The organism is Oleiphilus sp. HI0066 (assembly GCF_001635725.1).
Window position 1 is genome coordinate 26,633 of the sequence record NZ_LWFH01001400.1, and the last position, 13,276, is coordinate 39,908.

General features: G+C 44.6%; 12 protein-coding genes. 10 read left to right on the forward strand and 2 right to left on the reverse strand.

What is annotated here, in order from left to right:
- Window positions 1-2,025, reverse strand: a complete 2,025-nt coding sequence (locus A3738_RS21180) for an ELM1/GtrOC1 family putative glycosyltransferase (protein ID WP_068475307.1) — start codon at window positions 2,023-2,025, stop codon at window positions 1-3.
- Window positions 2,026-2,112: 87 nt separating this feature from the next.
- On the opposite strand from A3738_RS21180, the gene waaA reads away from it, so the two are divergent.
- A complete protein-coding gene (gene waaA, locus A3738_RS21185) occupies window positions 2,113-3,378 on the forward strand; it encodes a lipid IV(A) 3-deoxy-D-manno-octulosonic acid transferase (protein WP_068475309.1) in 1,266 nt (421 codons plus the stop codon).
- Here the strand turns inward: waaA and A3738_RS21190 are convergent.
- Window positions 3,375-4,727: a TolC family outer membrane protein gene (locus tag A3738_RS21190; RefSeq protein ID WP_068475311.1), complete on the reverse strand. Its 1,353-nt coding sequence runs from the start codon at window positions 4,725-4,727 to the stop codon at window positions 3,375-3,377. The two genes, waaA and A3738_RS21190, sit on opposite strands and share 4 nt — an antisense overlap.
- A 166-nt stretch (window positions 4,728-4,893) precedes the next feature.
- Between A3738_RS21190 and A3738_RS21195 the strand changes: the two genes are divergently transcribed.
- The 9 genes from A3738_RS21195 to A3738_RS21235 form a co-directional block, all read left to right on the forward strand.
- A complete protein-coding gene (locus A3738_RS21195; RefSeq protein ID WP_068475313.1) occupies window positions 4,894-5,508 on the forward strand; it encodes an NUDIX domain-containing protein in 615 nt (204 codons plus the stop codon).
- A gap of 3 nt (window positions 5,509-5,511) precedes the next feature.
- Complete coding sequence (locus A3738_RS21200) at window positions 5,512-5,964, forward strand: DUF1249 domain-containing protein (protein ID WP_068475315.1); 453 nt, start codon at window positions 5,512-5,514, stop codon at window positions 5,962-5,964.
- A 244-nt stretch (window positions 5,965-6,208) separates the two neighbouring features.
- Window positions 6,209-7,009: a 3',5'-cyclic-AMP phosphodiesterase gene (gene cpdA / locus A3738_RS21205; protein WP_068475317.1), complete on the forward strand. Its 801-nt coding sequence runs from the start codon at window positions 6,209-6,211 to the stop codon at window positions 7,007-7,009.
- Window positions 6,999-7,586, forward strand: a complete 588-nt coding sequence (locus tag A3738_RS21210) for a YqiA/YcfP family alpha/beta fold hydrolase (protein WP_068475320.1) — start codon at window positions 6,999-7,001, stop codon at window positions 7,584-7,586. Before cpdA ends, A3738_RS21210 begins: the two co-directional genes overlap by 11 nt.
- A gap of 62 nt (window positions 7,587-7,648) precedes the next feature.
- Window positions 7,649-8,737 (forward strand): glycine cleavage system aminomethyltransferase GcvT, encoded by a 1,089-nt coding sequence (gcvT, locus tag A3738_RS21215; protein WP_068475321.1) that lies wholly within the window; start codon window positions 7,649-7,651, stop codon window positions 8,735-8,737.
- Between the two features lie 46 nt (window positions 8,738-8,783).
- Entirely contained in the window at window positions 8,784-9,182 is a 399-nt protein-coding gene (gcvH, locus tag A3738_RS21220; protein ID WP_068475323.1) for a glycine cleavage system protein GcvH, read from the forward strand.
- A 96-nt stretch (window positions 9,183-9,278) separates the two neighbouring features.
- Window positions 9,279-10,649 (forward strand): aminomethyl-transferring glycine dehydrogenase subunit GcvPA, encoded by a 1,371-nt coding sequence (gene gcvPA / locus A3738_RS21225; protein ID WP_068475325.1) that lies wholly within the window; start codon window positions 9,279-9,281, stop codon window positions 10,647-10,649.
- Window positions 10,649-12,097: an aminomethyl-transferring glycine dehydrogenase subunit GcvPB gene (gene gcvPB / locus A3738_RS21230; RefSeq protein ID WP_068475327.1), complete on the forward strand. Its 1,449-nt coding sequence runs from the start codon at window positions 10,649-10,651 to the stop codon at window positions 12,095-12,097. Before gcvPA ends, gcvPB begins: the two co-directional genes overlap by 1 nt.
- Window positions 12,098-12,173: 76 nt before the next feature.
- On the forward strand, window positions 12,174-13,276 hold a 1,103-nt coding region (locus A3738_RS21235), incomplete at its 3' end, for a class I SAM-dependent rRNA methyltransferase (RefSeq protein ID WP_068763838.1).

A 13,276-nucleotide genomic window follows, 5' to 3' on the forward strand; every position in this document is an offset into this window, starting at 1 on the left:
TTAAAGCTTGCTAACCATAGCGGATTTTTGCCAAAGCTCTTTATAAAGTTGCAATGTTTTTTGTGTGGTTTGGCTTTTTTCAAAGTGCGTTTGAACGAATGCGTGAGCATTGTCTCCTACAAGACTTCGTTTGTCAGTTGAGAGAGTGTAAATTTTTTGTAGCGCAGCAATGAAAGATGACTCATTTTGCGCTTTATATAATGCGTACGGAATTAGCTCTGGAGCAATGATGTCTCTACTTGTTCCGTGATCAGGCGCTAGAACGAATGTTTTCATCGCTTGTGCTTCTATGATGGTTCGCCCAAATGATTCTGGTTTGGTCGTAGCGGACAGTACAACATCCGCGTTTTCATAAAACGGCTGCAGATTTTTCTGATGCTCTACAAAACGCACGGTATGACAAGAGCTTTCAGACAGCTTCTGAATCTCTTTGTAGTAATCATCCTTTCCTGTTTTGTCACCAATAAAAATTAGCTCGACTCGTGTGTTATTAAATTGTTCAAGTGCTTTTAAGACAAATGCATGTCCTTTTAATCGGGTAAATCTCGCAGGCATCAAGAGAGTAAATACTTCTTTTTCTTTTGGTTGGCTTTGTTCTTGAGCAGGTTTAAAAAAATGCGTATCAACCCCGCGATTAATCGTCACAATGTGATTGGCAAGTGCTGGATAGGTGCTTTGTATATGCCTTTCAACAAACTGAGAAACTGCGATTGTTCTGACTCCACGTAGCATTGCGGAGTTATAGAAACGCTTTGCAGCGGGTTGATGTCCATAGACTCCATGGAAAGTCGCAACGTAGGGTACGCCGCTCAGCTTAGACGCCAATAGGGTGCTCCACGCTGGGGCCCTAGAGCGAACATGTAACAAGTTTATGCCGTGTTCTTTGATTAATCGCACCATTGCGAAAGCATTGAGTATGATGCGGACAGGATTCTTGCTGTGAACGGGCAGAGTATGGTGTCTGACATTGAACAGATTCAGTTCCTTAGTCAGCTTTCCGCCGGATGAAATGACGCTCGACTTGATGTGATTTGAGGACAAATGTTCAGCCAGCTCTATCGTTCCGCGTTCTACACCTCCGCCGTGTAATGCCGGAAGAATTTGCGCAACATGCGGCGCGGCTTTTCTTTGTTCCACTTTTTTTAAAAGCCAGTGTACGGCGCGTTCAGCTTCGTTGATGATCGCGCTCTGTGCTTCTGAGCTTGGTGCGTGTGAACTTTGGTGTTTTGAGTTGTGAGAGGGTGCAGGCGCTTTGTCTTCAATATATCGAAAGATGAGATTTTCTTGCTCGAGTGTTTTTAGTTCGTTGAGAACCTTGTTACGTCTCAATATTCGTCGTTTGGATTTCAAATGAAGCACGCCCACAGGCTCTTGAGTATTGAGAGTCTCATACATCATATTTATGCTATCGGGGCTGACCCAAATCGATTTGGCGCTTGCCAGTATTGGTTCAATGTCAGCTGTTGCCTCAATGATTTTGATATGACTTAGCTGTTGTTGAATAGCCTGAGCAGTGCTAACAGGAGTGCGTCGAGAACAAGAGACTGACCATGGTAATGAGTCGTCTTGTGAGATAGTCGTAATCTGCTTGATGATTTTTTCTTCATCCCAAATGAAGTGTTTGGATTGTCCGCCTAATAAAATCAGACCTTCTGATCTTGTGTCCGATGCAATTGCGGATTTCTTGATTAACGGCCCTTTTGTAGTGAGTACGCGCTCACTATTTTTAAGTTTGTCATGTCTTGGTGCGATGATCGCATCAAATAAACCATGAGGAAGAGAGGGTGACATAACAGAGCAGGATAAAGCCTGATACTGTTTTGCGAGCGAGAGTACTGCCTTGTGCGTGCTATGGCCTGCACCAATCAAAATATCAAAAGTTGATTCAGAGCTTGGTTGCTGATCTGTATTTATATCGATCCATGATGTGGCGATTGGAACTTGTTCTTTAAAGGCGCACTCTAGGGCCTCAAGTTGTTTGCGGTGGCCTGTTTTGTTGTCAGTCACGAAACAAATTGAAATCATGGAAGCAGTCGCTTTATTACGTATATTGATTGGGCAGTTTTTCGCACTAAGGTATACTCGCGAGCTGTTCGATGAGGCGCTTTGTATATGGTCCGGTTAGTTTACTCAATTATTATTGCGATCTGCATTCCTTTTGTGCTGTTGCACTTATTGCTTCGAGGGATTCGCTCGCCTGAGTATCGATCACGTCGCTTGGAGCGTTTAGGCTTTTTTAAGGCCCCAGAACAAGCTCAAGATTTTTGGATTCATGCTGTTTCCGTCGGAGAGTTGCTTGCGGCCGAACCTATTATTCGAGAGCTGCAAACTCGTTATCCTGCAAAGCGTATTACTGTCACGACAATGACGCCTACGAGCTCTGCATTGGTGAGTAAGCTATTTGGTGACTCTGTTTATCATGTATATGCCCCATATGATTTTCCGTTGTTTGTCGGTGCGTTTCTTAAGCGTATTCGTCCCAAGTTTGTAATCATCATGGAAACTGAGCTTTGGCCGAATATGCTGCATGGTGCGCAGAAGGCGGGTTGTTCTGTGGTACTAGCTAATGCTCGCTTATCTGAGCGTTCTGCGCGAGGTTATAAGCGCTTTTTGCTACTGCTTTCGTGGCTTTTTGATAGTTTGCAGCTGGTGCTATGTCAGTTTAAACCGGATGCCGAACGGTTTGAGCGGTTAGGTATTTCACCAGATCGTATTCGCGTCACCGGAAGCCTAAAATTCGATATGCAATTTGACGCAGAACTCGCCGAAAAAGGTCTGATCTTGAGAGAGGGACTCGATTCTGAGCAAATGATTTGGATCGCGGCGAGCACGCATGAGGGTGAAGATGCCAAGGTTCTAGCTGTGCATCAGGAATTAAAGCAGCGTTACCCTGATTTGCTATTGATATTGGTGCCACGACATCCAGTGCGTTTTGATTCTGCATATCGTTTAGCCCATGAGATGGGGTTTCGTGTCGGCAGGTACAGTGAGCGAGAAAGTTTGTTGCCCGATGAGGATGTTTACGTCTTAGATGTTATGGGGCAGTTGATGCGTTTTTATGCGGCGAGCGACATTGTTTTTATCGGAGGTTCTCTAACGGAAGTTGGTGGCCATAATCCGATAGAGCCCGGAGCATTGGGTAAGCCTATGCTGATTGGCCCTCACTATTTTAATTTTGAAATGATATGTCGAGAGTTCATGGCATCCAGCTCGTTAAGTGTTGTGCAGGATGATGCTGATTTGAAGGTGCAATTGAGCCGATTACTTCAGGATCCAAAAATGGCCGCTGAGTTAGGAAATGCTGCGTTTGACGTGGTGGAGAAGGGTAAGGGCGCAATCGCTAGGGTTGTCGATGCAATTGCGCCAGAACTAGATTAGTTAGCTTGCAAGATCAGGCTTTCGTTGATCGCAGCGAGATCTTCTTCATGAAGCGTACCGGCAGCTTGTTTTAGCTTGAGACTGCTGATGATGAAATCAAACCGCGCACTCGCATAATCACGCAATGCTGTGAAGTAATTTCTTTCCGCATCGAGTACTTCAACAATATTACGTGTTCCAACGTTATAGCCTTCACGTGTTGCTTCGAGAGCGCTCTCACGAGAGATAATATTCTGTTTCAAAGAGTCAACGGTTTGAGAGTTTGTACGCAAGTTAATGAACTCTGAGCGTGTTTCAATTTCAGCCGAGCGTTGCGCTGCTGTGAGTTGATGCATTGCTTGCTCGGAGAGTAAGCGAGCACGTTTTGACGCTGCACTTGTTCCGCCGCCAGCATATATAGGGAGGTTCAGATTTATAAAAACCGTACCTCTTTCCGCTTCTGTTTCAACATTGTTATTGAAAATACCTGATTTCACCTCATCAAGATTTGTGTTATCAAAGCCAGCTGTGAGAGTCAGAGTTGGATAATGTACTGCGCGCTTGGATTTGTAACCCATTTCTAATGCCTTGGCGTTAAAGTGGGCAGCAATTACAGAAGGGTTATTTTCGATAGCGCTATTTACCCATGACTCAATACTATCTGTTGGATCAATTGTTGTTTCGTAGGTGTCTGAAAGTGTTTTTAGATCTATTGCGTATTGGCCAGTGATGCGTGACAGCGTCTCGCGGGCAATCGTCAATGCGCCTTCTGCGCGAATTCGTGTCGTTTGGGATGAGTCGTAAGATGCTTTTGCCTCGTGCACATCGGTGATCGCAATCAATCCAACCTCAAATTGTTCTTTCGCTTGCTCATATTGACGTTTAACGGCTGTTTCTAAGGCTTGGCTAGCAATCAAATCTTCTTCTGCGCGAAGCACGTTAAAATAAGCTTCGGATACTTTAAGAATGAGATTTTGTTGCGCTGTTAAGAACTCAGCTTCTGCGCGTGATGATCCATATTCTGAAGCAGAAAGATCGTACCATCGAGGCATGTTAAACAAAGGTTGCGTTAAGCTCACGCCGTAAGTTGTACTTTTATAGGAGTCCGATACGTTTGGACCTTTTTTGATCTCGTCATTGGTATGACCAATGCTTGCGTCAGCGTCGATTTGAGGAAGAAGATTAGCTAATGCTATGTTTTCTTGTTCTTGCTCTGCTACGTAAGCTGATTCGGCAGCAGCAATGTCGGCATCGTAGGTGAGAGCACTTTGATATAACTCTACTAAGTCATAAGTGTCTGCTAGAGCGGAGCCTACGCTAGCTAAACAGCTAATAGCGATACATAGAACTAGTTTTTTAATTGATATCATGAGTAGACAAAATCCTTATGCATTTCAAAAAAACACGTGTAACTGAGTATAAGGTAGCAGTTGCTAGGCATTCTGGACAATATTTTTGCGTAACTTTACACTTGCGCCGCTATTTGCGGTGCCTTCGATGGGATGGCCTGCTTCAAAAACTTTTAAAGAGTAACGAATGGCAAACTTTACGCACGAACACTGGAGCATGGTTCAAGAAGAGTCTTGTTATGAGGGCTTTTTCAAACTTATTCGATATCACTTTAAACATCGCCTGTTTGAGGGTGGTGAGAGCCCGGTGTTGTCGCGTGAAATTTTTGTGCGTGGTGATGCGAGTTGTGTCTTGCTCTATGACCCAGATAAGGATTCGATTGTGCTCGTTGAGCAATTTCGTATTGGTGGACTTCATCATTCAGACTCACCTTGGATGCTTGAGCTTGTTGCCGGTATCAACGAAGAATCAGAGTTGCCAGCTGATGTTGTGGTGCGTGAAGCGCAAGAAGAAGCGGGTGCAGATGTATTGGATTTGATGCATATCTATGAGTTTTATCCGTCTCCAGGAGGCTCTACCGAGCGCATTCACTTATTTGTTGGCTTGGTTCATAGCGAAGGTCTTGGTGGTGTGCATGGCCTTGAAGAAGAAGGTGAAGACATAAAGGTGCATGTTATAGGGTTTGATAAAGCTATGGAGATGCTCAAAGATAATAAAATTGATAATTCCCCAGCGATCATTGCCTTGCAATGGTTGGCGTTAAACAAACAAGACGTTAACGAGCATTGGTCAGGTAAATAGTTCGTGGTTAGAAAATACGTTCCAGATATCTCTCATCTGAATGCTTTGTTTGAAAGCAACTATCGCCGCTTAATGAAATTACTGCATCTTGTTGATGAAGGTGATGAGCTAAATATTTCTTTGTATAACGGATCTCATTTTATTGGGACGGTTCATGCTCAAAATATCGAGACCTCAAAATACACCGACACAATTTTACTAGAGCAAGTCTCCTCAGCAGGGCCTTGGCTGAATAATCCATCTTTAATGGTTCGTCTTTATCATGATGCGGCTGTTGCGGAGGTCATTAGTCGTAAAGGGTATCGAGCACTTTCTGGTGTGAACTCTTACCCAAATAAAGATATGAATCTGCCGGATGAGAAAACGCAGCTGAATCGTTTTTTATCAGAATGGTTGAGTTTTTGTTTGCGCTACGGGATTTGTGATACACACCCGTTTAACCCGAGTAAACTGTGAAGCTCGTGCTAGACGCGCCATCAAGTTCGCTTTAACTTTATTGTGTGTGAAACATAGCGTCTTATCTTTAAGGGCATAGAAACAGCATAAAAATGAATACAATAAATAGCTGTCACCCTTAAAGCGCAATACGAGACAGAACGACTAGTTTGTCTATACTAATTTGTCATCGTACTGTCGAATGATTGAATAAAACGTTATTTGCACTGAGCGTGTAAGCATTAACAACTAGAGCCGAACTCCAATGCACCAGAAGGACTATGCAGTGAAGGTGCTGCATATCACAGATTGCCATCTTAATGCAGACAGAAGTAGAGACCTGTTAGGTATCAATACTTTTGATAGCTTGAATGCCGTGTTAAATGACATCAAGGCAGATGGTCAGCAGCCAGATTGTATTCTCGTGACTGGCGATATTTCTCAAGATGGATCTGTCGAAGCCTACCAAACGATGAAAGAGATGCTGTCTGATTTCACCTGTCCAATTCGTTGGTTTGCAGGTAACCATGATGCACGTTCAAATATGTCATCGGTGATCGGCGAGGGCGAAGAGCTCCAGAAAACCTTGGTTGTCGGTGATTGGGAAATCATTCTTTTAGATTCTTTATCCCCAGGGAATGTTCATGGTGAGTTGAGCGACTCAGAGCTGAACTTACTGGAGACTTCTTTAGCTTCTTCCTCTGCGAACAATACGATGGTGTGTTTGCATCATCACCCAATTCCTATTGGTGCAAAGTGGCTCGATAACATCGGCTTGCATCGTCCTGAAGCATTTTTAGATGCGGTCTCGAAAGATCAGTCAGTAAAAGCTGTTTTGTGGGGGCATATACATCAGGAATTTGATCAGAGTATTGATGGAAAGCGCTGGTTGGCTTCTCCTTCAACATGCATACAGTTTAAACCGCAGTCTGAAGACTTTGCTTTAGATAAGTTGGCTCCAGGGTATCGTTGGCTGACTTTACATTCTGATGGTTCCTTCGAAACGGAAGTGAAGCGAGCAAATGAGTTTGAGTTTGAGCTAGATCTTCAAAGTAATGGCTACTAAGCGACTTTTATATCTTCACGGTTTTAATAGCTCCCCTGCTTCTGAAAAAGCGAATCAAACCTGTAGTTATTTTGCTGAGAACGATCTTTTCCGAATCGACATTCCTGCTCTTCCTGCTGAACCGTCCAAAGCAATCGACTTGCTAGAGAATAAGCTCCAAGTTGCCGAGTATTCTGGTTTGATTGGTAGCAGTTTGGGAGGGTTTTATAGTCTTTATCTTCATGTTAACTATGCATTGCCGGCTGTTTTGATCAATCCAGCGGTGCGGCCGTATGAGTTGTTGTCGGATTACATTGGCATAAATAAAAATATGTATACCGGCGTGGAGTATGAAGTAAAGTCTGAGCATATGGAGCAATTACTTGCTTTAGATGTTGATCGGACGTCTTTAAAATTGTCGCAGTTATTTCTCTTAACAGAGAGCGAAGACGAAACACTCAATTATCAAGAAGCCGCGCTTAAATTGCTTGGTGCTAAAATGTATTTAAGTCGTGGTGGTGATCATTCTTATACATCATTCACAAAACACTTACCCACCATAGAACATTTCTTCAACAGAATTTCTTCTAAAAGCTAGTTTTTCTAGCTTTTGTTTCGGTAAAATGCGGCCCAATACTAATAAGCTTGTGGAGCTGTTAAGTGGGTAATAAAACATCCTTGTACCAAGCGCACCTTGATTCAGGCGCAAAGATCGTCGATTTTGGTGGTTGGGATATGCCAATCCACTATGGCTCTCAGGTTCAAGAGCACCATTTTGTCCGCAAAGACGCAGGCATGTTTGACGTGTCACATATGACTATCGTCGACTTGTCTGGTGCAGATGCTCAAGCGTATCTGCAACGCTTACTAGCAAATGACGTTGCTAAGCTAAAGTCAGTCGGTAAAGCGCTATACACCGGTATGCTTAATGAAAACGGTGGCGTGATTGATGACTTGATCGTATACCGTATGCCTGAAGGCTTTCGGCTTGTTGTGAATTGCGCAACAAGAGAGAAAGATCTTGCTTGGATGGAAAAGCAAATCCAAGGTTTTGATGCCTCATTAAATGAACGTCCAGAGCTCTCTATGGTCGCTGTTCAAGGGCCAAATGCTTTAGCGAAAGTTTCTGAAGTGCGTGCGGATGCAGCATCTTTGATTGAGTCTTTGAATGTATTTCAAGGTTTGGAAGACGGCCAGTGGATGTATTGCCGTACTGGATATACAGGTGAAGATGGCCTAGAAGTTATTGTTCCTGAAGCTGAAGCGGAAAAGTTTTGGAAAGATCTTGAGGCTGCTGGTGTAAAACCATGCGGACTCGGCGCAAGAGATACACTTCGCTTAGAAGCTGGTATGAACTTGTATGGATCAGATATGGATGAGGAAGTGTCTCCGCTTGAAGCGAATATGGGCTGGACGATTGCTTGGTCAGAAGATCGTGACTTTATCGGTAAGTCTGCACTCGTTGCACAGAAAGAGCAGGGCTTAAAATTCAAACAAGTTGGTTTGGTACTTGAAGCTCGCGGTGTATTGCGCGGGCATCAGAAGGTGTTGGTTGAGCATGAAGGGCAAACTCTCGAAGGTGAGATTACTAGTGGAACATTTAGCCCAACGCTAGGTTATTCCGTCGCGTTAGCGCGAGTTCCTGTTCAAGCTCAAGAAGAATGTGATGTGGAGATGCGAAACAAGCGCGTCCCAGTCAAAATAGTTAAAGCGCCTTTCGTGAGAAATGGCGAACGTGTTTACAAATAAAATATAAAGTCACCAGTGGTTAAGCGCTGATGAAAAGGAGATAGGTATGAGCAATATTCCAAGTGAACTTAAGTACTTGTCGAGCCACGAGTGGGTTCGTGTTGAAGCTGACGGTGAGACAGCTGTGATCGGTATTACAGATCACGCTCAAGAGCTTCTTGGCGATGTTGTTTTCGTTGAGTTACCTGAGTTAGGTAACGAATTAGCCTCGGGTGATGAGGCTGGTGTCGTAGAGTCTGTAAAAGCAGCTTCTGATATCTTTGCACCAGTAAGTGGTGAAGTTATTGCGATTAATGAGAGCTTAGAAGACGCTCCTGAAACGGTAAATAGCGAGCCTTATGACGAAGGTTGGTTCTTCAAAGTTAAATTGTCTGACTCGTCTGAACTTGAAGCCTTACTTGATGCAGATGCTTATGCAGACGTGTGTGAGGCTGACGACCACTAAATCTAAATAAAAGCGCATTGATGCGCTTTTTTTGTTTTATACGTATTGTTGTTTAGCCCCGACTAATAGGGGGCTTTTTGTTTCGTAGGAGCGAGCATGCCTTTTGTGCCTCATACCGACGCTGACGTAGAGAAAATGCTGGGAACTATCGGCGTTGAATCAATCGATCAGTTATTTGATGAAATTCCAGAACATTTACGAGCAAAGCCTTTAGCTGTTCCAGCTGGTTTGTCTGAAATGGAAATGATGCGCCGTATGAACGAGCGTGCTCAGCAAGATAGCGGAGCGCTTTGTTTTATTGGTGCGGGTGCTTATGAACACCATGTTCCTGCTGCTGTTTGGGATGTGACTACTCGTGGTGAATTCATGACGGCTTATACGCCTTATCAGGCAGAGGCAAGTCAGGGTACGTTGCAATTGATTTATGAGTACCAGTCGATGATGTCGGCACTGACAGATATGGATGTATCTAATGCTTCTTTGTATGACGGTGCTTCTGGATTAGCTGAAGCTGTTTTGATGGCGATTCGTGCGAATCGTAAGTCAAAGAGTAAGAAAGTACTAGTAGCCAAAACAACGCATCCTCTATATCGCAAAGCCGCGCAATGCATCGTTGAGAATCAAGGAATTATGCTTGATGAGCTAGCAATGGATGCGCAGGCTTTAGTGACGGATCAGTCAGCCTTGGCCGAATATGAAGGTCAAGACTATGCCGCGCTTGTTATTTCTCAACCGAACTTTTTTGGAAGTTTGGAGCAGGTTGATGCGCTAACTGATTGGGCGCATGCGCAAGGTATGCTGGTGATTGCGGTTGTTAACCCTACGGCTCTTGCAGTGCTGACGCCTCCAGGGCAGTGGGGTGAAACGGGTGCTGATATTGCTGTTGGCGAAGGTCAGCCTTTAGGTGTTCCTCTTGCTTCAGGTGGTCCTTACTTTGGGTTTATTTGTTGTACCAATAAACTCGTGCGCCAGATGCCAGGCCGTATTATTGGTAAAACAGTTGATACAGAGGGTGTTGATGGATATGCCTTGACGCTACAAGCGCGTGAACAGCACATTCGACGATCGAAAGCGACATCGAATATTTGTACCAACCAAGGTTTGGCGGTTACTGCTGCAACGATTTATATGTCCTTACTTGGCGCGGAAGGTTTAAGTCGTGTTGCCGCGAATAGCCATTCGAACACACAAAGTTTGGCTCAAAGTATTGAGCAGTTAGATGGCGTTACATTGGCTAAGCAAATAGCTAGCTTTCATGAGCGTGTTGCATTGCTTGATAAGTCTGCAGAGCAAGTACTTGCAGCGATGGCGAACCAGCAAGTGTTAGGTGGGATTGATCTCGCGCCTTATTACCCAGAGCTTGGCAACGCTATTTTGTTCTGCGCGACAGAAACAAAGACACAAACAGATTTAGATAAATATCGCGATGCCATGCAACAGGCACTATTAGAAACGGAGGCTGTGTAATGTTGATTTTTGAAAAGAGTTCTCCGGGTCGTCGAGCGACCGCTCAAGCGCCAAGTAATAAGGCTGAGCTTTCTGGCATTCCTGCAGAATTTCGTCGTAAAGATGCGGCTAAATTACCTGAGGCATCTGAACTGCAAGTTGTTCGTCATTTTACGAATCTATCGCGTAAAAACTTTTCCATCGATACGCAGTTCTATCCTTTAGGCTCCTGTACGATGAAATACAATCCTCGCGGTGCACATAAAGCTGCAAGTTTGCCGGGGCATCTGGCTCGTCACCCTTTAGCGCCTCAATCGCACAGCCAAGGCTATCTTTCTTGCATTTACGAGTTGCAAGAGATTCTTAAAGAAGTAACCGGCATGGCAGGCGTTTCGTTAACACCAATGGCGGGAGCGCAGGGCGAGTTTGCGGGTGTTGCGATGATCAAGGCGTATCATGATGCACGTGGCGATACAGCTCGTCAGGAAATTATCGTTCCTGAAGCGGCGCATGGTACTAACCCTGCGACAGCGGTTATGTGTGGTTACAAGGTTCGTGAGATTCCTGTACTACCGGACGGTGATGTCGATCTTGATGCCTTGAAAGAAGCTGTGGGTCCTCAAACCGCAGGGATCATGATGACCAACCCATCGACTTGTGGAGTGTTTGAACGTCAAATCGAAGCGATTTCGAAAACGGTGCATGAAGCAGGTGGTTTGCTTTATTACGATGGTGCGAACTTGAATGCTATTTTAGGTAAGGTTCGCCCTGGAGATATGGGGTTTGATGTTTTGCACATGAACCTGCATAAAACTTTCGCTACGCCGCATGGTGGTGGCGGTCCCGGTGCTGGCCCTGTTGCTGTTGGTGAACGTTTGTTGCCGTACCTACCAACACCGATTGCAGGCAAAAAAGACGATCAGTACGTTTGGATTGATGATGACGAGTTGCCAGACAGTATTGGTCGTTTGAGTGCCTTTATGGGAAATGCTGGAATTTTGCTTCGTGCTTATGTGTACGCAGTATTGCTGGGTAGAGATGGTTTGCATCGTGTTGGTGAATATTCAACGCTTAATGCTAATTACATGGCGAAATTAATGTCCGATGCTGGTTTCAAGCTTGCTTATCCCGAGCGTCGTGCAACGCATGAATTCATTATCACCTTAAGCGAACAAGCGAAAGGCTTGGGCGTTAATGCTATGGATTTTGCGAAGCGCTTGTTGGATAAAGGCTATCATGCGCCGACCACTTATTTCCCATTATTGGTGCCTGAGTGTTTCTTAATCGAGCCGACTGAAACTGAGTCGATCGAAGAATTAGAGGGCTTCGTTCAAGCAATGGTTGAGATACAACAAGAGGCGGAAGAAAATGCTGATCTTGTTAAGCATGCACCTTACACGCAACCAGTAAAACGACTCGATGATGTGAAAGCAGCACGTGAGCTCGACGTCAACTACTGGGCAGACTAAAGTACATTTCAAATAATAACGCACACACTGATGTTAGGTGTGTGCGTTTTTTTTCGCCTAAACAGAGGCACTTTTCATGCAAACAATGATTTTACGAAAAGGCGCTGAAAAGCGTCTTAAGCAAGGCCACCTTTGGATTTACAGTAACGAGGTGGACGTCAAACAAAGCCCGCTAAAGCAATTCAGTGCGGGTGAGCAATGCCATGTGCAATCGCACTCGGGTCAGTTTTTGGGTGTTGCATTTGTAAATCCAAATACTTTGATTTGCGGCCGTTTATTCAGTCGAGATAAAAAAGCGATTTTTGACCGCTCTCTTTTTGCACATCGTTTAAATATTGCGTTGAGCTTGCGCGAAAAGCGCTTCGATGATGAGAGTTATCGGCTTGTGTACGGTGATAGTGATGGCATGCCAGGGCTTGCGATTGATCGATTTCAAGACGTACTCGTCGTGCAGATCTCAAGTGCTGGAATGGAACAGTTGAAAGCGGATATTACTGAAGTTCTTGAGAAGAAGTTAAAGCCGCGAGCCATTGTTTTTAAGAACGATGGGAAAATGCGAGAGAGCGAGGGTCTAGAGAGTTACGTTGAGCATGCTTTAGGTGATATCACTGAAGCAGAGTTGAGAGAAAATGGTGTTCGTTTTGTCGCCCCAGTTGTTGAAGGGCAAAAGACCGGATACTTTTATGATCATCGGCTAGGAAGAGCTGCATTAGCGCACTATGTGAAAGGCAAGACGGTTCTTGATCTGTTTAGCTATATTGGTGGCTGGGGTGTTCAAGCTGCAATGTTTGGAGCGAAGGAGGTGACCTGTGTTGATGCCTCAACGCTTGCTCTGGATTATGTGCATAAAAATGCAGAGTTAAATGGTGTTGGTGATATTGTTTCCAGCATTGAAGGTGACGTGTTTGAAATCTGCAAAGCGTTGAAGGAAGAAGGTGAGCGCTTTGATGTGGTGATTGTTGACCCGCCAGCGTTTATTCCTCGCAGAAAAGATCAGAAAGCAGGTGAGGTCGCTTATCAACGTTTGAATCAGATGGCGATGCGTTTGTTGAGTAAAGATGGTGTGCTTGTTTCAGGATCTTGCTCAATGCATTTGGCTGAGCCAACATTGTTAGATATTGTTCGTAAAACAGCGCGTACGCTCGAGAAGGAGTTGCAGTTGATTGAGCGTTTTCCGCA